This window comes from Bradyrhizobium vignae, from assembly GCF_004114425.1.
Lineage (GTDB): Bacteria > Pseudomonadota > Alphaproteobacteria > Rhizobiales > Xanthobacteraceae > Bradyrhizobium > Bradyrhizobium vignae.
In genome coordinates this window covers 1-17,014 of sequence record NZ_RDQF01000058.1, presented here as the reverse complement: position 1 = coordinate 17,014, position 17,014 = coordinate 1, and the positions used below count along the sequence as shown (strand labels likewise).

Here is a 17,014-nt window from a genome sequence, read left to right as displayed (position 1 = left end):
ATTTCATCACGCGTCATCAACGCAGCGCGACGGCGCTTCAACGACGCGCGACTCACATTTGAAGGCGCGCTAGCCGAGCTGAAACACCGGCACTTTCTGCCCGTAGCCGCGCACCTCGACTTCGCCGAGCGCGACGGCATCGCTACCGTCTGCGCCCAGCGCCTCGCGCACGGACGCGGAGATCAGCAGCTGCGAGCCGAACTCCTTGTTCAGCGCCTCCAAGCGCGAGGCGAAGTTCACGGTATCGCCGATGACGGTGTATTCCTTGCGCCGGGGCGAGCCGATATTGCCGGCGACGACCTCGCCGAAATGGATGCCGATGCCGATGCGAAGCGGCCAGCTGCCCTCCGCGTTGATGCGATCCATTGCCATCAGCATCTCGCGGCCGGCGGCGACCGCGCGGTGCGCGGCGTCGGAGGCCTCCAGCGGCGCACCGAACAGCGCGAGGAAACCGTCACCGAGAAACTTGTTCACGATGCCGCCCTGACGGTCGAGGATGTCGACCAGCACGGCGAAGGCGCCGTCGAGCCGATCGACCACCTCTTGCGGCGTGCGCGATTGCGCGCCGGCCGTGAAGCCGCGGAAATCGACGAACATCACCGCGACGCGGCGGACGTCGCCGCTTGTGCTCGTTCCCGTCGCCATCAGCTGCTCCACCACCTGCGGAGAAACGTGCTGGCCGAACAGATTGGTCACCCGGTCGCGCGCGGTGGCCGCCGCGATGCTGGCGGCAAATTGCCGCCGCAGCTGCGCGCCCACGGCGCCGGCCAACACCCCGCAGATCAGGATGATGATGCTGCGCACGGCATGGAAATAGATCAGGGGTTCGTCGGCCTCCCCCGCCGAGTTGTAATACAGCGCGATCGCCAGAAGCCCGGCTGCGGCCACAAAACCCGTGAAAGTGGAGAGCCAGAAATCGAGCCGCAGAGTGGAGAGGATGACGAAAATGAAGTACATCAGAGGCACGGCGAATCCGAGCGCCTGGCTCGCGCCCATGGTCCGGATTTGCAGGATGAGCATCACCGTCGGTAGCGACGTCTCGATCAGCGTGCCGATATAGCGCCTGATCACCGGCACGTCGCGATCGAGGCGGAGGTTCTTCCTGATCTGGGTATGGACCCAAACCTCGAACAGGATGAAGCCGACGAGAAGGCCGTAGACCTCGATCAGCCCTTTCGTCCCGCGCCAGACCCGGTTCACCACGGTGGGATCAATCAAGTAGATCGCGGTGAGGAACAACATCATGACGCAGCCCGTCATGATCAGGGCGCGCACCCGCAACAGCTCGGTGCGCAGCACCTCCCGCGTCAGCTCGCGCTCGAAGTCCTCCGATAGCACGGTATGATGCCGGGCCTTCCTGCTCGCAAACCTGACCATTTCACCCCCTGGTCATTCCGGGGGCGAAGCAGTCGCGAGCCCGGAATCTGGAGATTCTCAGGTGCGCAACTGCGCACCATAATTCGATACTAGCGCATCGCCCCGGGATGACATCAAGGCCAGTTTGCCTCAATCCAGCGTGCGGCGGAAGCGCGTCACGGCGATGGTCATGGCGAGCAGCATCAGGGCCGTCAGCGCCAGCGTATCGAAGCGCAAATTCTGCATGGTCGCGCCCTTCAGCATGATGGCGCGGACGATGCGCAGATAATGGGTCAGCGGCAGGCATTCGCCGACATACTGCGCCCAGGTCGGCATGCCCGCGAACGGGAACATGAATCCGGACAGAAGAATGCTCGGCAGGAAGAACATCATCGACATTTGCATGGCCTGGAGCTGGTTCTGCACCACCGTCGAGATCGTATAGCCGATCGACAGATTGGTGGTGATGAACAGCGTCGAGAGCAGCGCCAGCAGGACGAGGTTTCCGAGCACGGGCACGCCGAACAGACCGACGCCGATGCCGATGATCAGGAAGGCCTGGACGAAGCCGACCAGCACGTAAGGCACGATCTTGCCGAACATCACCTCGACCGGCTTGATCGGCATCGACAACAGGCTCTCCATGGTGCCGCGCTCGACCTCGCGCGTGACCGACAGTGCGGTGAAGATCAGCATGGTCATGGTCAAAATGGTACCGACCAGGCCCGGCACGATGTTGAGGCTGGAGGCCGCGGCCGGATTGTAGCGGGCATGCGCGCGGATCTCGAACGGCATCTCCGGAGGATCGCCGATGAAGAGATCGTGCTTGAGCGCGGTCTGCACGACCATGCCGAGCGAGCCGAGCGCCGCGCTCGCCGCAACCGGATCGGTGGCATCGGCGGCGACCAGCAGCGCCGGCCTGTCGCCGCGCCGCACCGCCCGCTCGAAGCCGCGCGGGATCTCGACGCCGAACAGCACCTTGCCGGATTTCAGCAGGTTGTCGAAATCGTCGACGTCGTGCACTTCGTAGAGAAAGCGGAAGTAGGCTGTGTTCTCCAGGGCCTTCAGAATCGAGCGGGTGAGATCAGAATCCTCCTGGAGCAGCACGGCACTCGGCAGATGATGCGGCGTGGTGTTGATGGCATAGCCGAACAGCATGAGCTGCATCACAGGCAACATCACGATCATCGCGAAGGAAACGCGGTCGCGCCTGAGTTGGATGAACTCCTTGATCAGCATCGCATAGGAGCGCCGCAGGAAGCCGAAGCGCTCGCGAATTTCCCGGGCTGGAGCTGGAAGATCAACCACGCTCATTGGAAATTATCCTTGGAGCGCCCCATCAGCTCGATAAACACGTCTTCGAGCGAGGGTTGCGACTTCTGCCAGTGCAGCCCACCCTTCTTGCGCCAAGGCGCGATGCTGTCTTCGAGCGCCGCGACGTCGCGGCCGGAGACGTGCAGCGAGGTGCCGAACGGCGCCACCATGTCCACGCCCGGCTTGCCGGTGAGCGCGGCCCCGAGCCCGTTCAAATCCTCGCCCGTGACGGTGTAGGTCGTGAGCGCCGACTTCGCGATCACCTCCTCCACGGTGCCGTGCGTCAGGAGATGACCGTAGGCGATGTAAGCGATCTCGTGGCAGCGCTCGGCCTCGTCCATGTAGTGGGTCGAGACCAGCACCGTGAGACCGTCGGCGGCGAGTGCGTGGATCTCGTTCCAGAAATCGCGCCGCGCCTTGGGATCGACGCCGGCGGTCGGCTCGTCGAGCAGCAACAATTGTGGATTGGGCAGCGTGCAGGCCCCGAGTGCCAGCCGCTGCTTCCACCCGCCGGAGAGCTCGCCTGCAAGCTGCTCCTCGCGCCCCGAGAGCCCGAGCCGCGTGATCATGTCACGTGCGGCGCCGCGCGCATCAGCGAGGCCATAGAGCCGCGCGACGAATTCGAGGTTCTCGCGCACCGAGAGGTCCTGGTACAAGCTGAAGCGCTGGGTCATGTAGCCGACCTGGCGCTTGATCTTCTCGGCATCGCGGCGGATGTCGTAGCCGAGGCAGGTGCCCTCGCCGCTGTCCGGCGTGAGCAGCCCGCAAATAATGCGGATGGTCGTGGTCTTGCCCGAGCCGTTGGGTCCGAGGAAGCCGTAGATCGAGCCGCGCTTCACCTGCATCGACAGATCGTGCACGACCTCGCGGCCGCCGAACGATTTGGTCAGGCCCTTGACGTCGATGGCGATGCCGTTGCCGTTGCTCATCGCTTGTCCGCCACCGGGGTCTTTGGATTGAGATGGACATCGATCGGCTGTCCGACCCGCAAGGCATCAGGCCGCGAGGGCCGCGCCTGGATCAGGTAGACCAGCTTGTTGCGCTCATCGAGGCTGTAGATGACGGGCGGAGTGTATTCCGCCGAGGTCGCGATGAAATAGATCTTTGCGGTGAGATCGGCGGCGCAATTGTCGCAAGAGACGCGCACCGTATCCCCGATCGCAAGCTTGGATAGCTCGGTCTCCGGCACGAAGAAGCGCAGCTTCATGTTGCCCGGCGGCATGATCGAGAGCACCGGCCGCTGCGCCGCGACCATCTCGCCCTCGCGGAAATAGATCTGCTGGATGGTGCCGGCGACCGGCGCGAAGCCCTTGCGCCGCGCCAAGCGCGTCTCCGACGTCGCCACCCGCGCTTGCGCCACCCGCAAAGCCGAAACGGCGGAGTCCAGATTGGCCTGGGTACCCGCGCCGGTCTTGCTCAGTGAGGCGGCCCGGTCATAGGTCTGCTGCGCATTCGCCAGCGTCGCCTTGTTCTGGTTGAGATCGGCAAGCTGGAGGTCATCATCGACGGAATAGAGGTGATCGCCGACCTTGACCTCGTCGCCCTCGCGGACATTGAGCTTGATCACCCGGCCGGCTTCGTCCGGGCTGACGAAGATCATGTCGGCCTCGACCCAGCCCTGGAAGCCGGGATCGCGCTGCTCGTTGCAGCCGGCCAGCCCGGCCGCGAGGACGATCGTCAATGCAAGACTGAAAATTGCTTGCGACGACCTCATGTCGTCCTCCGTTCGCCAAAAATCAAATCGAGATGAACGCGCAGCATCTCCTGCGCATCGAGCGGCGCATGCCGCGCAAACAGGCTCTGCCAGATCACCGCGATCATCGCAGGCGCGACCAGAATCTGCGGATAGCGAGCAAGATCCTTTTCGCGGATCTCGCCGCGGGCAATACCGAGCTCGATCAGCGCGCGCATGGCGGCGATCCCACGCGAGACCACCTCGCGGTAATAGAAGTCGGCGACCGAGGGAAAGCGCGGCCCCTCTGCCACGATCAGGCGCACCAGATCGCCGCGCCTCGTGCCGATCACCTCCTTCAGGAAGTTACCGGCGAACGCCTCGATCAGGTCGCGCACCGAGCCCGCCGGCGGCGGCAGCGTAGTCAATCGCGCGACCACGGGGACGATGACGATGCGCACCAGCTCCTCGAACATCGATTCCTTGTCCTTGAAGTGCAGGTAGATCGTGCCCTTTGCCACGCCGGCACGCTTGGCAATGTCGTCAAGGCGCGTCGCCGCAAACCCGCGCGCGATGAATTCGTCCATCGCCGCTTCCACGATCGCCGCACGCCGCTCCGCCGCGCGCGCGGCGCGGTTCGAGGCAGGCGCCGCGTCGGGGCCAGCAGCCTCAGGGCCGTTCGCGTGGGAGGCCGCAGAGGGCAAGGCGGCTTTGGTCGGCTTCTTCGTCATTCGACATTTATGACTGACTGGTCAGTCATAGTCAAGTCTGCAAAAGGCGCTGCCCCGCTTCGCAAACAAATTAGTATTGACTAATGCATTAGTGATCGCTAATTTGAGGCCATGATCCAAGCCACTCCAAACCCCGTCACCAGCGTGATGCGCGCCCTCGCCGATCCGACCCGCCGCGCCGTGTTCGAGCGCGTGTTCGAGAGCAAGGAGATCAGCGTCGCCGAGCTGACGCGCGGCAGCGGCGTCACTCAGGGCGCGATTTCGCAGCACCTGAAGTCTCTCAAGCAGGCCGGCCTCGTCGCCGAGCGTGCAGAGGGCCGCAATGTCTATTACCGCGCCGCGCCGCAGGGACTCGAGCCGCTGGTGACCTGGATGGATCACTACGGCGTCTTCTGGCGCGAGCGCTTCCAGAACCTGCGTGACCTGTTGAAGGAGATCGATCCGTGAGTACTGCCGCGTCGAAAGCCGAAACAAAGGACATCGTCATCGACGAGGTGCTCCCTCATGCACCGGAGACGATCTGGAAGGCGCTGACCAGCGCGCAATTGATCGCGCGCTGGCTGATGCAGCCGACCGGCTTTGAAGCCGTCGAAGGCAAAGCCTTCACGTTCCAGACGACCCCAGGCGGCAACTGGGACGGCGTGATCCATTGCCGGGTTCTCGAGGTCGTGGCTTTCAGGCGTCTCGTCTATGCCTGGAAAGGCGGCCATGAGCTCAACACCGGTTACGGCGCGCCGCTCGACACCGTCGTGACGTGGTCCCTCACCCCGGTCGAAGCCGGCACGCGGCTCCGCCTGGTCCATGCGGGCTTCGTCCTGCCCAGGAACGAGTCGGCCTACACAATCATGAGCGGCGGCTGGAAGAAGGTCGTCCGTCAGCTCGACGAGATCAGCGGCGAAAAGTGAGTGGGAGATATCACGATGGACAAGCCCTATACCGGCGGCTGCGCCTGCGGCGCGATCCGCTATTCGATTGTCGGTGAGCCGCTGTTCAGCAATCACTGCCAGTGCCGGGACTGCCAGCGGGAGAGCGGCAGCGGCCACGGCTCCTTCGCGACCTTCGCGCGCGCCGGCGTCACGCTGAGCGGCGAGGCGAAGCACTGGGACATGGCCGCCGACAACGGCAATATGAAGACGCGCGGCTTCTGCAATCAATGCGGTGTGCCTGTGTACATGACCTTCGCGGCGCAGCCCGACGTCTTCACGATCCGGGCGGCAAGCCTCGACGAGCCCGCCCGCTACAGGCCGCAGGCGGTCACCTTCGCCGCGCGCGGTCATGACTGGGATCATCTGGATCCCGGCCTGATGAAATTCGAAGGCATGCCGCCGGGCTGAGGCGTGCACCCTTTCCGGCTTGCGGAGAGGGTTGGGAGAGGTGTCTCCATAAAGGGCCCCTCGCAGAGGGGGGCCCTCATCCGGCGCTTCGCGGAGAGGTGAGACAACAGCACCCTACATTCAGCCATGGAACTTCAGGCCGTCGACGATCTTGTCGATCACCTTGCGCTCGGCACGAACGGCGAGACCGACGAGATTGAGCTCGTTTCGCGCCACCGCCCTCACCGCCTCGCGGTTGGCGGCGTCATGCGTGGTCTTGAACATGTCTTCAGTGTAGACGGCCGGCTTGACGTTGCGTGTGAGCGCACGGTCGAGCGCGCGCGACAAGGCAGGACCGTCGGCGCCGTAGATCAGGATCGGCTGGCCAATCAGCGCGTGATATGCCGTGCCCGAGGCGTCCTCATAGGGCTCGCCGACGCATTCGGGAAATGCAGCCGCGATGCCGCTGGTGAGAAAGGCCGCAACGTTGAGCTTCTGCCAGGCCTGAAGATCAGTGCGGATCACGACGGCGATCTTGGTGTCGAACTGCATGCATGTCTCCACAAATTCTCATTCCGGGATGCGCCGTAAAGCGCAGCCCCGGAATCTGGAGATTATCGCACGAGATTCCGGGTTCGTCGCTGCGCGACGCCCCGGAATGACGGAGGAGAAAATCAACCCTTGGCGTCGCAGGCCCAGGCGCGGATCACGCATTCCTTGCCGCCGTATTTGTAGCATTCGCGTGTGGCGGCATTGAGCGAGGCGGAGATCTTGGGCTTGACGGCATAGCCGTAAGCGCCGCAAGGGTTTGTCATATCGACCGACATCGCCGCGCACGCGCGCTTCATCGTCACCGTCGTGCAATCGCCCTTGCACTGCTTCTGCGCCGCGGCGCGCGCCTCGTGCTCGGCGCTGTAGTCATAGGCCTGGCCATAGGCACCACACTTGCCGACGGCGAATGCACCGGCCGCATGGGCTTCGGTAATGTAACGGGCGCCGGAAACACAAACCGACAGCGCAAAGAAAAACATCGCGCAACGGCGCGCGACGACATTAGAAGCCATGGAAAACCCCTCCCCCCAAGGCAGGTGGAGAACTCTAAGCGGCGGTCGTTTCCAGATGGTGAACGGGGAGTTGAAAACGGAAGGCTAGGAGCTGCGGTAGAGTGCGCAAAAGCGCGAAGTGCCGTGCGCCCACCATTTATCTCCACCGAAATCGAAAAGGGTGGGCACGCTTCGCTTTGCCACTCCTACGCTCCTACGACACGTCATCCCCGTCGTGCCGCTTCCAGCGCCTGCGGCGTGTCGATGTCGAGGAAGGCGCTCTCGCCATCAACCGGCACTTCGGCGACTGCCTCCGCATGCTTGGCGATCAAATGCCTCGCGCCGACGTCGCCGTCGAGCGTCATCAACTCCTTGAAGAAGCGGCGCGACCACAGCACGGGATTGCCGCGGCGGCCTTCGCTGACGGGCACGACGATGAGATTGCCGCGGTCCGGCGCAAAACCGTCGATGAGACGATCGATCAGCCCTGCATCGATCAGCGGCATGTCGCCGAGGCACACCACCGCGCCGTCGCAGCTCTCGGGCACGGCGGCGACGCCGGCCTTGACCGAGCCGGCGATGCCGCCGGCGAAATCCGGATTACGGACGAACTTCACCTTCAACCCTTGCAGCGCCTGCTCGACCAGCTCGGCCTGGTGACCGGTGACGACGATCACTTCGGATGCTTTGGAGGCCAGCGCCTGCTCGGTCGCGAGGCGCACCAGCTTCTTGCCGTCGAGCTCGGCGAGCAGCTTGTTCGGTCCGCCCATCCGCGTCGAGCGGCCCGCCGCGAGCACGATGGCCGCGACCTGACTGTTGCCCTCGGTCTCGGGCTTGGCGCGCGGCTGCGGCCGCGTCACGATCTCCATCAGAAGACCGCCGACACCCATGCCCATCAGCTCGGACCGCGTCACCTTGATGCCGGCGAGCAGCCGCATCAACACCCAGTCGAACCCGTTCTCGACCGGCGAGCGCGCGCAGCCTGGCGCGCCGAGCACCGGCACATTGCCGGCGCGGGCGATCAGCAACAGATTGCCGGGATCGACCGGCATGCCGAAATGCTCGATCTCGCCGCCGATGCCGGTGACGGCCGCCGGAATCACGTCGCGGCGATCGGCGATCGCGGATGCACCGAATACGATCACGAGCTCCGCGCCCAGGCCCAGCACCTCATTGATCGCTGCCGACAGCGCCTGCTCCTCGTGCGGGACACGCCGCTCGCCAACGATGCTGGCGCCGGCCGGCGCGAGCCGCTCGGCGGTGACGCGCAGGGTCTTGTCGATCACCTTGGAGGAGAGGCCCGGCAGCAGCGTCGAGACCACGCCGACGCGCTTGATCACGTAAGGCGCGACCTTCAGCACGTCCTTGCCGGCGGCCTGCACGGCGGCATCGCGCAAACGTCCCTCGACGCCGAACGGGATGATCTTGACGGTGCCGACCATCTCGCCCTCGACCACCGGCTTGAAAGCGGTGAGCGTGGCAAAGGTGATGGCCTCGTCGACATTGTTGATGCGGTCGACCGCGGCGCGGTCGACCACCAGCACGCCCGGCCGCGCGGCGAACAGATTGGCACGGCCGGTGAAGGCGCGCTCGACATGGATGCCCTCGCCGCCGACCGCAAGCGCGATGCTCGCGGCCGCAACGTCCTCGGAGACGTCGCCCTCCTCCATGCGCACCACGACGATGGCCTTGATGCCGGCGCGCTCCAGCGCTTCGACCTCGGCCGGACCGATCGTCGTGCCCTTCTTCAGCACCAGCGGTCCCTGACGCAGGGTGTGGACGGTCACCCCGCCGATCGCATCCCTGGGGCTCGCTGGTCCGAACTTCATGCCGCTTGTTCTCTCTCTTTGGGAGGCAGGCGGAGCACCGCCGTAATCTCGGCCATGATCGCGACCGCGATCTCGGATGGCGAGACCGCGCCGATCGCAAGACCAATGGGCGCGTGGATGCGCGCGATGTCGCTTTCCTTCGCGCCCTGCGCCCGCAACCGATCGGCCCGCTTGGCATGCGTTTTCCGCGAGCCGAGCGCGCCGATGTAGAAGCAGTTGCGCTCGAAGGCGTGCAGCAGCGCGGGGTCGTCGATCTTGGGATCGTGCGTCACCGCGACGAACGCCGTATAGGCGTCGACATTGAGCGGCGGCAGCGCGGTGTCGGGCCATTCGGCGATCAGGGGAATGTCGGGAAAGCGCTCAGGGCTCGCAAAGGCCGTGCGGGGATCGACGACGGTGACGTCATAGCCGAGCGAGCGCGCCAGCGGCGCCAATGCCTGGCTGATATGAACCGCACCGACGATCACGAGCTTTGCGGTCGGCGCGTAGACATTCAGGAACAGCTTCCTGCCGCCGGCCTCGACATTGGCGCTCTTGCCCATGCGAAGCTGCTTCTCCAGTTCGGCCCCTAGCGGGTCCTTGGCAAAGTCTGCGGCCTTCACCAGACGCTGCTCGCCGGTCTCGGTATCGGTGACGAGGATCACGGGCCGGCGCGCGGCGCGCTCGGCGTTGAGTTCGTGCAGGATTGCGAGCTTCACGGCTAGCCAACCTTCTCGACGAAGACTCGGATGGTGCCGCCGCAGGACAGCCCGACATTCCAGGCGGTCTCATCGGCGACGCCGAACTCAAGCATTTTCGGCTTGCCGCTCTCGATCACGTCCATGGCCTCGGTGACGACGGCGCCTTCGACGCAGCCGCCGGAGACGGAGCCGAGGAAGGTGCCCTCGTCATTGATGACGAGGCTAGAGCCCGCCGGGCGCGGGGCCGAGCCCCAGGTCTCGACGACGGTGGCGAGCGCGACGCCACGGCCGGCCTTCTGCCAGTCCTCCGCCGCCTTCAGAATGTCCTCGTTGCGATCAAGCATGGGGCGCCTCTCAAGCTGCGGAGCGGATCAGGCTGCGGTGATGCGGCGGCAGCGGCTGGGAGAGCGTCGTGATCAGCTCCTGGATCGAACTCAAATTATGTACCGGGCGGAATTCGTCAACGTGGGGAAGCATCATTTTGATGCCCTGGGCCTTGGCCTCGAAGCCGCCGAACCGCAGCAGCGGGTTGAGCCAGATCAGCCGCCGGCAGGACCGGTGCAGCCGGTCCATCTCGAAGGCGAGCTTGGAATCGGCCTCCCGCTCCAGCCCGTCGGAGATCAAGAGCACGATGGCACCCTGGCTCAGCAGGCGCCGGGCCCACAATTTGTTGAAGTTGTGCAGCGAGGCCGAGATCCGCGTACCGCCTGCCCAGTCCTCGACTGCGGCCGAGCAACTCGCCAGCGCCTCGTCGGGGTCGCGCTGGCGCAGCGCGCGGGTAACGTTGGTCAGCCGCGTGCCGAACAGGAACACCGAGACGCGTTTTCGTGCATCGGTGATGGCATGCAGGAAATGCAGGAACAGGCGGGTGTACTCACTCATCGAGCCCGAGATATCGAGCAGCGCAACGATCGGCGCCGGCTTCTCGATCCGCCCGAGGTGATGGATGTCGATGATGTCGCCGCCAGTCCGCAAGGAGGCGCGCAGCGTGCGGCGCAGGTCGAGACGCAGGCCCCGCGGATCGGGTCGTTGCCGGCGCGTCAGCAGCTCGGCCTGCGGCAGGTGCATCCGCTCGATGGCGTGGAGCGCCTCGGTGATCTCCGCCGCGGTCATCTGCGCAAAATCCTTTTTCTGAAGGATTTCCTTGTCGGAGACCGACAGGCGCAGGTCCTGCTCCTGGTGCTGCGGCGTCTCGGTCATGCGCGGCTGCGACATCGCCTCCTGGACGCGACGGGCGCCGGCCTGCGGCTTTTTCTTGGCCTGCTCCGGAAGCGGCACCGAATCCAGCATGTGCTTCCACTCTTCGGAGGCCCGGAAGAACAGGTTGAAGGCTTGGCTGAAAATCAGCGCATGCTCGTGGCGCTTGACGAAGATCGCCTCCAGCGTGGTGAAGACATCGGACCGGTTGCCGATGTCGACCACCTGCAGGGCGCTCATGGCATCGATGACGGCGCCCGGACCGACCGGCATGCCGGCCGCGCGCAGCGCGCGGGCGAAGCCGACGATGTTGTCGGCGAATTGCCCTGTCTGCTCGGGGGCAAGGTGGTTGATGGCCATGGTCTATCCCCGCTCTGTCATTCCGGGGCGTCGCGAAACGACGAGCCCGGAATCCGGAGGTTGTGGCATGAGATTCCGGGTTCGCGCTTCGCGCGCCCCGGAATGACGCCTAATCGCTCGTCGCTTCCTTCAGCACCTTCTGCAAGGTATCGCCCTGCATGCGGGTGATGTCGTCCTGGTACTTGAGCAGAGCGCCCAGCGTGTCGCCGACCACTTGCGGGGTGAGCGAGCGGGCATCCAACTCCGACAGTGCGGTGGCCCAGTCGATGGTCTCGGCGACACCAGGCGACTTGTAGAAGTCCTGGTTGCGCAGTGCCTGGACGAAGCGCACCACCTGCTGCGACAGCTTTGCGGAGATGCCCGGCACGCGCGTCTTGACGATCGCAAGCTCGCGCTCGGCGGCAGGATAATCCACCCAGTGATAGAGACAGCGCCGCTTCAGCGCGTCGTGGATCTCGCGGGTGCGGTTGGAGGTGATGATGACGATCGGCGGGTACGGCGCCTTCACGGTGCCGAATTCGGGGATGGTCACCTGGAAGTCACTGAGGATTTCGAGCAGGTAGGCTTCGAACGCCTCGTCGGCGCGGTCGAGCTCGTCGATCAACAGCACCGGCGGGCCCGCGACATCGGGCTCCAGCGCCTGGAGCAGCGGCCGCTTGATCATGTAGCGATCGGCGAAGATGTCGCTCGAAAGCTGCTCGCGATCGGTGTCGCCGGCGGCTTCCGCCATCCGGATCGCGATCATCTGCGCCGCGCTATTCCATTCGTAGACCGCGGAGGAGACGTCGAGGCCTTCGTAGCACTGCAGGCGGATCAGCTTCCGCCCCAACGCCACCGAGAGCACCTTTGCGATCTCGGTCTTGCCGACACCGGCCTCGCCTTCCAGGAACAGCGGCCGGCCCATCCGCAGCGACAGATACGTCACCGTCGCCAGCGATCGCTCGGCAAGATAGCCGCGCGACGTCAGGAGTTCGAGCATCGCATCGACCGATGCCGGCAGGGCCGCTAGAGTCATGAAAGGCCAGTCTCGTTTACGCCCTCACCGGGCAAGCCTTGGGCCAATGAGTGAGGCCCATCATTCCTTGGCATTGGCGGCGTCGACGGCGCGCCGCGTCAGAACACCAATGAGATGTGCGCGGTATTCGGCGCTGCCGTGGATATCGCTGTTGAGGCCTTCCGCCGGCACCGTGATGCCTTCCAGCGCCTTCGAGGCGAAGCGCTTCTTCAGGGCCTCCTCGAATGCGGTGACACGGAACACGCCTTCAGACCCGGCGCCGGTGACGGCAACACGCACGTCCGAAGGACGCCGCGCCACGAACACGCCGACCAGCGCGTAGCGCGAGGCCTGGTTGCGGAATTTGATATAGGCCGCTTTCTTCGGCAGCGGGAACATCACCTTGGTGATGATCTCGTCGGCTTCGAGCGCCGTCGTGAACAGGCCCTGGAAGAACTCTTCCGCCTTGAGGCGGCGCTTGTTGGTGACGATGGTGGCCCCGAGCGCGAGCACCGCGGCCGGATAGTCGGCGGTCGGATCGTTGTTGGCGAGCGAGCCGCCGATCGTGCCCTTGTGACGCACGGCGGGATCGCCGATTCCGCCGGCAAGGTTCGCCAGCGCGGGGATTGCCTCACCGACGATCGCGGAGGTCGCGACGTCGGCGTGCTTGGCGGTGGCGCCGATCACGAGCGAGCGGCCCTTCATCTCGATCGTGTTGAGCCCCTCGATGTGGGAGAGATCGACCAGATGCGGCGGGCTTGCGAGGCGCTGCTTCATGACGGGAATCAGCGTGTGGCCGCCGGCGATCACCTTGGCGTCTTCGTTCTTCACCAGGAGGTTGGCCGCCTGGCGAACGGTCCCAGGGCGATGATATTTGAATTCGTACATCTGAATGTCCTGATCGCGGGATGCGCGTTACGCGAGATCGGATTTCGCCATGGCTTTGGCGCCGGCGGAGATCGAAGCGACGATGTTCTGATAGCCGGTGCAGCGGCAGAGATTGCCTTCGAGCTCCTCGCGAATTGTATGGTCGTCGAGCTCGTGGCCCTTGCGGTGCACGATGTCGATCGCAGTCATGATCATGCCGGGCGTGCAGAAGCCGCATTGCAGGCCGTGGTGCTCGCGGAAGGCCTCCTGCATCGGATGCAGCGGCGCGCCGTCGGCGGCCAGTCCCTCGATCGTCTTGACCTCGTGACCATCGGCCATCACCGCGAGCGTGGTGCAGGACTTCACGGCCTTGCCGTCGAGATGCACGACACAGGCGCCGCACTGCGAGGTGTCGCAGCCGACATGGGTGCCGGTCAGCCGCAGATTCTCACGCAGGAACTGCACCAGAAGCGTGCGGGGATCGACATTGGCCGTCACAGGATTGCCGTTCACGATGAGGGAGATTTTTGCCATAAGCACTCTCTATCAGAGCCCCGACGGGTCCCGTCGAAGCCGTTCTTATAATTATTCCAACCCATCATATGGGCCATTGTCGCCTGGGGCAACATCACCCCGGACGCAAGCCGCCATGCCGAAAGGCGATAGGTTTCAGCCCTGTACCGCCTTGGCGAAGTTCGCGAAAAATTCGTCGGCGAGTTTCTTGGCGGTGCCGTTGATGAGGCGTTGGCCGAGCTGCGCCAACTTGCCGCCGATCTGCGCCTCGACGTCGTAGGAGAGCAGCGTGCCGCCGTCCTTCTCGGCGAGCTTGACCGCCGCGCCGCCCTTGGCGAATCCGGCCACCCCGCCCTCGCCCTCACCGGAGATCTTGTAGCCGTTCGGCGGGTCGAGGTCGGACAGCATGACCTTGCCCTTGAAGCGCGCCGACACCGGGCCGACCTTCATTTTTGCCGTCGCGCGAAAGCCGCCGTCGTCAGTCTTCTCGAGCTCCTCGCAGCCGGGGATGCAGGCTTTCAGGACCTCGGGATCGTTGAGCTTGGCCCACACGGCTTCGCGCGGCGCTGCAAGCTGGACTTCGCCGTTCATCGTCATGGCCATGAGGTGCCTCCCGGATCGCGCAACTATAGTGCTGATCAAGTAACGCAGGGACGCGGCAAAGGAAAGGGCGGGGCCAGGTCACGTGCAATGCATATTCGCAACTGCAAAAAGACGTGTACTGGCGGTAGGGGATTGGCACAGCCGGGCCATGATGATTAGGTCGCGCGCAAGATGAGCACATCTCTTTCCCCCCTGCTCGCGCCGATGCTGTCGAGCTCCGCCATGCGCGCGATCTGCGACGATCGGTCTACCCTGCAGAACATGCTCGATTTCGAGGCAGCCTTGGCACGCGCCGAGGCTGCCACCGCCGTGATTCCGGCATCTGCCGTCGGCCCGATCGAGGCCGCGTGCAAGGCCGATTCCTTCGACGTGGCCGCACTGTCCGAGGCCGCGACGCGATCGGGCAATCTCGCGATTCCCCTGGTCAAGGCGCTGACCGCCGATGTCGGCAAGAAAGACGCGGAGGCCGCACGCTACGTGCATTGGGGCGCGACCAGCCAGGACGTCATCGACACCGCAACCATGCTCACGCTTCGCGCCGGTATCGCGGCGCTGGACGCCGACCTCAGCCGCGCCATCAGGGGCTTTGCCGCACTAGCGCGCAGCCATCGCAACACCGCGATGGTGGCGCGGACCTGGCTCCAGCACGCGCTGCCGATGCCGTTCGGGCTGAAGGCGGCGGAATACGCGTCAAGCCTCGCCCGTGCGCGCTGCCGCCTGCGGCGACTCTCCCGCGAGGGCCTCGCGCTGCAATTCGGAGGTGCCGCCGGCACGCTCGCCGCGCTCGGCGACAACGGGCTCGCGGTGGCCGAACGGCTGGCGCAAGAGCTCGATCTGCCGCTGCCCGAGGCGCCCTGGCATACCCATCGCGACCGCATCGCCGAGGCTGCATCCTGCTTGGCAATCCTTGCCGGCAGCTGCGGCAAGATCGCACGCGATGTCTCGCTGCTGATGCAGACCGACGTCGCCGAAGCGTTCGAGCCCGCCGGCGAAGGCCGCGGCGGCTCATCGACCATGCCGCACAAGCGCAACCCGGTCGCCGCTGCGAGCGCGCTCGGCGCGGCCACGATGGCGCCGCAGCTCGCCGCGACAATTTTCGCCGCGCAGGTGCAAGACCATGAACGCAGCGCCGGCCCGTGGCACGCGGAATGGCCGACGCTGCCGCAATTGATGCTGGTTACCTCTGGCGCGCTGGCCGCCATCGTCGACATCGCCGAGGGTCTCGAGGTCGATGCGGCGCGCATGCGCAGCAATCTCGATGCGACGCACGGGCTGATCATGGCCGAGGCGGTCACCTTTGCGCTCGCCGAGAAGCTCGGCAAGAGCGCCGCACATCATCTGGTCGAGGCCGCCAGCAAGCGGGCGGTCGCCGAGAAGAAGCATCTGCGCGAGGTGCTGTCAGGCGATTCGCAGGTCACCGCACATCTGCCGCCGGAAAAAATTGCGGCATTGTTCGAGCCGATGGCCTATCAAGGAGCGTCGCAGGCGCTGATCGACCGGCTGCTGGATTCATTGGATCTCTCCTGATGTCATTGCCGGGCTTGACCGGGCAATCCATCATCCTGGATAGATCCACTTTTTAGATGGATACGCGGGTCAAGCCCGCGCATGACGAGGAGCATGCCATGCCCATGATCGATGCCGACGGTTGCCTGCTCAACGTCTCCGTTGAAGGCCGCGATGGCGGCCCGACCCTGATGCTCTCCAACTCGCTCGGCTGCACGCTGCAGATGTGGGAGCCGCAGATGAAGGCACTCACGCAGATGTTCCGCGTCATCCGATACGATCGCCGCGGCCATGGCAAGTCCAACGTTCCGCCCGGCCCCTACACGATGGAGCGATTCGGCCGCGACGTGCTCGCGATCCTCGACGACCTCAACATCGCGAAGGTGCATTGGTGCGGCCTGTCGATGGGCGGCATGGTCGGGCAATGGCTGGGCGCCAACGCCCCTGAAAGGTTCGGCAAGCTCATCCTCGCCAACACCTCCTGCTATTACGCAGAGCCGACCAAATGGCTGGAGCGCATCGACGCCGTGAAGAAGGGTGGAATCGCAGCGGTGGCCGATGCCGTGATCGCTGGCTGGCTCACCCAGGACTTCCGCGAGCGCGAGCCTGAGATCACTGCGAAGATGAAATCGATGCTGCTGGCCTCTCCCGTCGAGGGCTATCTCGCCTGCTGCGAGGCCCTTTCAACGCTCGACCAGCGCGCGCTGCTGCCGAAGATCAAGAGCCCGACGCTGGTGATCGCCGGCCGCCACGACATGGCGACGCCGATCTCGGCGGCCGAGCTGATCCGCGCGAACATTCCCGGCGCCAGCATGACCATCATCGACGCCGCGCACATTTCCAACGTCGAGCAGCCGCACGCATTCACGGATGCGGTGGTGGGCTTTTTGACGCAGCGCTAGCCACAGCCGTCATTGCTGTGCATGTTCAATAATTCGCTGATTGGATCGCTGCAGCGGAGGAACGATCCGATGCGAGACAACAGCTATGACCGAACGGTTGAACGCAACTATCTGCAGAAGTGGCGTTTTCTGAT

General features: G+C 64.8%; 20 protein-coding genes. 5 read left to right on the top strand and 15 right to left on the bottom strand.

Going from position 1 to position 17,014, the window contains the following annotated elements; all coding sequences use genetic code 11:
- Positions 1-69 precede the first annotated feature (69 nt).
- From EAV90_RS32380 to EAV90_RS32360, 5 genes are all read right to left on the bottom strand, one after another.
- A complete protein-coding gene (locus EAV90_RS32380) occupies positions 70-1,377 on the bottom strand; it encodes an adenylate/guanylate cyclase domain-containing protein (protein WP_129145753.1) in 1,308 nt (435 codons plus the stop codon).
- 129 nt (positions 1,378-1,506) lie between these two features.
- Complete coding sequence (locus EAV90_RS32375; protein WP_122402541.1) at positions 1,507-2,670, bottom strand: ABC transporter permease; 1,164 nt, start codon at positions 2,668-2,670, stop codon at positions 1,507-1,509.
- Positions 2,667-3,599: an ABC transporter ATP-binding protein gene (locus EAV90_RS32370; RefSeq protein ID WP_129145752.1), complete on the bottom strand. Its 933-nt coding sequence runs from the start codon at positions 3,597-3,599 to the stop codon at positions 2,667-2,669. The genes EAV90_RS32375 and EAV90_RS32370 overlap by 4 nt, the downstream gene beginning before the upstream one ends.
- Positions 3,596-4,384, bottom strand: coding sequence for an HlyD family secretion protein (locus tag EAV90_RS32365; protein ID WP_122402539.1), 789 nt, complete (start codon positions 4,382-4,384; stop codon positions 3,596-3,598). The genes EAV90_RS32370 and EAV90_RS32365 overlap by 4 nt, the downstream gene beginning before the upstream one ends.
- Complete coding sequence (locus tag EAV90_RS32360; protein ID WP_122402538.1) at positions 4,381-5,073, bottom strand: TetR/AcrR family transcriptional regulator; 693 nt, start codon at positions 5,071-5,073, stop codon at positions 4,381-4,383. Before EAV90_RS32360 ends, EAV90_RS32365 begins: the two co-directional genes overlap by 4 nt.
- A 111-nt stretch (positions 5,074-5,184) precedes the next feature.
- Between EAV90_RS32360 and EAV90_RS32355 the strand changes: the two genes are divergently transcribed.
- The 3 genes from EAV90_RS32355 to EAV90_RS32345 are packed head-to-tail and all read left to right on the top strand — an operon-like array spanning position 5,185 to position 6,407.
- Positions 5,185-5,520, top strand: a complete 336-nt coding sequence (locus EAV90_RS32355) for an ArsR/SmtB family transcription factor (RefSeq protein ID WP_122402537.1) — start codon at positions 5,185-5,187, stop codon at positions 5,518-5,520.
- Entirely contained in the window at positions 5,517-5,978 is a 462-nt protein-coding gene (locus tag EAV90_RS32350) for an SRPBCC family protein (RefSeq protein ID WP_122402536.1), read from the top strand. The genes EAV90_RS32355 and EAV90_RS32350 overlap by 4 nt, the downstream gene beginning before the upstream one ends.
- 15 nt (positions 5,979-5,993) lie before the next feature.
- The gene (locus EAV90_RS32345; RefSeq protein ID WP_129145751.1) at positions 5,994-6,407 is read left to right on the top strand and encodes a GFA family protein; all 414 of its coding nucleotides are present in this window, start codon (positions 5,994-5,996) and stop codon (positions 6,405-6,407) included.
- 120 nt (positions 6,408-6,527) lie between these two features.
- Here the strand turns inward: EAV90_RS32345 and EAV90_RS32340 are convergent, their stop codons facing one another.
- From EAV90_RS32340 to EAV90_RS32295, 10 genes are all read right to left on the bottom strand, one after another.
- On the bottom strand, positions 6,528-6,938 hold the full coding sequence (locus tag EAV90_RS32340; RefSeq protein ID WP_129145750.1) for a DUF2000 family protein: 411 nt from the start codon (positions 6,936-6,938) through the stop codon (positions 6,528-6,530).
- A 122-nt stretch (positions 6,939-7,060) separates the two neighbouring features.
- A complete protein-coding gene (locus EAV90_RS32335; protein WP_122402533.1) occupies positions 7,061-7,450 on the bottom strand; it encodes a DUF4189 domain-containing protein in 390 nt (129 codons plus the stop codon).
- 203 nt (positions 7,451-7,653) lie between these two features.
- Positions 7,654-9,258, bottom strand: a complete 1,605-nt coding sequence (locus tag EAV90_RS32330; RefSeq protein WP_129145749.1) for an NTP transferase domain-containing protein — start codon at positions 9,256-9,258, stop codon at positions 7,654-7,656.
- Positions 9,255-9,956 carry an XdhC family protein gene (locus tag EAV90_RS32325; RefSeq protein ID WP_129145748.1) on the bottom strand — a complete coding sequence of 234 codons (702 nt, stop codon included), beginning with the start codon at positions 9,954-9,956 and terminating at the stop codon, positions 9,255-9,257. Before EAV90_RS32325 ends, EAV90_RS32330 begins: the two co-directional genes overlap by 4 nt.
- Positions 9,957-9,958: 2 nt before the next feature.
- Positions 9,959-10,282, bottom strand: a complete 324-nt coding sequence (locus EAV90_RS32320) for an XdhC family protein (protein WP_129145747.1) — start codon at positions 10,280-10,282, stop codon at positions 9,959-9,961.
- 10 nt (positions 10,283-10,292) lie between these two features.
- The gene (locus EAV90_RS32315) at positions 10,293-11,495 is read right to left on the bottom strand and encodes a vWA domain-containing protein (RefSeq protein WP_129145746.1); all 1,203 of its coding nucleotides are present in this window, start codon (positions 11,493-11,495) and stop codon (positions 10,293-10,295) included.
- A 109-nt stretch (positions 11,496-11,604) separates the two neighbouring features.
- On the bottom strand, positions 11,605-12,510 hold the full coding sequence (locus tag EAV90_RS32310; protein WP_122402529.1) for an AAA family ATPase: 906 nt from the start codon (positions 12,508-12,510) through the stop codon (positions 11,605-11,607).
- A gap of 60 nt (positions 12,511-12,570) precedes the next feature.
- On the bottom strand, positions 12,571-13,377 hold the full coding sequence (locus EAV90_RS32305; protein WP_129145745.1) for an FAD binding domain-containing protein: 807 nt from the start codon (positions 13,375-13,377) through the stop codon (positions 12,571-12,573).
- Positions 13,378-13,404: 27 nt separating this feature from the next.
- Entirely contained in the window at positions 13,405-13,890 is a 486-nt protein-coding gene (locus tag EAV90_RS32300; protein ID WP_014494194.1) for a (2Fe-2S)-binding protein, read from the bottom strand.
- Between the two features lie 135 nt (positions 13,891-14,025).
- Positions 14,026-14,472, bottom strand: coding sequence for an SRPBCC family protein (locus EAV90_RS32295; RefSeq protein WP_018645847.1), 447 nt, complete (start codon positions 14,470-14,472; stop codon positions 14,026-14,028).
- Between the two features lie 171 nt (positions 14,473-14,643).
- Here EAV90_RS32295 and EAV90_RS32290 point away from each other — a divergent pair, with 171 nt between their 5' ends.
- Positions 14,644-15,999 carry a 3-carboxy-cis,cis-muconate cycloisomerase gene (locus tag EAV90_RS32290; protein WP_129145744.1) on the top strand — a complete coding sequence of 452 codons (1,356 nt, stop codon included), beginning with the start codon at positions 14,644-14,646 and terminating at the stop codon, positions 15,997-15,999.
- A 98-nt stretch (positions 16,000-16,097) separates the two neighbouring features.
- On the top strand, positions 16,098-16,880 hold the full coding sequence (gene pcaD, locus EAV90_RS32285) for a 3-oxoadipate enol-lactonase (protein WP_122406584.1): 783 nt from the start codon (positions 16,098-16,100) through the stop codon (positions 16,878-16,880).
- Positions 16,881-17,014 lie beyond the last annotated feature (134 nt).

Excerpts from the sequence above, each read along its gene's own strand:
- EAV90_RS32365 (WP_122402539.1), bottom strand. The coding sequence starts at position 4,384 with ATGAGGTCGTCGCAAGCAATTTTCAGTCTTGCATTGACGATCGTCCTC.
- EAV90_RS32315 (WP_129145746.1), bottom strand. The coding sequence starts at position 11,495 with ATGGCCATCAACCACCTTGCCCCCGAGCAGACAGGGCAATTCGCCGAC.
- EAV90_RS32295 (WP_018645847.1), bottom strand. The coding sequence starts at position 14,472 with ATGGCCATGACGATGAACGGCGAAGTCCAGCTTGCAGCGCCGCGCGAA.
- EAV90_RS32300 (WP_014494194.1), bottom strand. The coding sequence starts at position 13,890 with ATGGCAAAAATCTCCCTCATCGTGAACGGCAATCCTGTGACGGCCAAT.
- EAV90_RS32345 (WP_129145751.1), top strand. The coding sequence starts at position 5,994 with ATGGACAAGCCCTATACCGGCGGCTGCGCCTGCGGCGCGATCCGCTAT.
- EAV90_RS32320 (WP_129145747.1), bottom strand. The coding sequence starts at position 10,282 with ATGCTTGATCGCAACGAGGACATTCTGAAGGCGGCGGAGGACTGGCAG.
- EAV90_RS32360 (WP_122402538.1), bottom strand. The coding sequence starts at position 5,073 with ATGACGAAGAAGCCGACCAAAGCCGCCTTGCCCTCTGCGGCCTCCCAC.
- pcaD (WP_122406584.1), top strand. The coding sequence starts at position 16,098 with ATGCCCATGATCGATGCCGACGGTTGCCTGCTCAACGTCTCCGTTGAA.
- EAV90_RS32290 (WP_129145744.1), top strand. The coding sequence starts at position 14,644 with ATGAGCACATCTCTTTCCCCCCTGCTCGCGCCGATGCTGTCGAGCTCC.
- EAV90_RS32375 (WP_122402541.1), bottom strand. The coding sequence starts at position 2,670 with ATGAGCGTGGTTGATCTTCCAGCTCCAGCCCGGGAAATTCGCGAGCGC.
- EAV90_RS32380 (WP_129145753.1), bottom strand. The coding sequence starts at position 1,377 with ATGGTCAGGTTTGCGAGCAGGAAGGCCCGGCATCATACCGTGCTATCG.
- EAV90_RS32305 (WP_129145745.1), bottom strand. The coding sequence starts at position 13,377 with ATGTACGAATTCAAATATCATCGCCCTGGGACCGTTCGCCAGGCGGCC.
- EAV90_RS32340 (WP_129145750.1), bottom strand. The coding sequence starts at position 6,938 with ATGCAGTTCGACACCAAGATCGCCGTCGTGATCCGCACTGATCTTCAG.
- EAV90_RS32355 (WP_122402537.1), top strand. The coding sequence starts at position 5,185 with ATGATCCAAGCCACTCCAAACCCCGTCACCAGCGTGATGCGCGCCCTC.
- EAV90_RS32330 (WP_129145749.1), bottom strand. The coding sequence starts at position 9,258 with ATGAAGTTCGGACCAGCGAGCCCCAGGGATGCGATCGGCGGGGTGACC.
- EAV90_RS32310 (WP_122402529.1), bottom strand. The coding sequence starts at position 12,510 with ATGACTCTAGCGGCCCTGCCGGCATCGGTCGATGCGATGCTCGAACTC.
- EAV90_RS32335 (WP_122402533.1), bottom strand. The coding sequence starts at position 7,450 with ATGGCTTCTAATGTCGTCGCGCGCCGTTGCGCGATGTTTTTCTTTGCG.
- EAV90_RS32370 (WP_129145752.1), bottom strand. The coding sequence starts at position 3,599 with ATGAGCAACGGCAACGGCATCGCCATCGACGTCAAGGGCCTGACCAAA.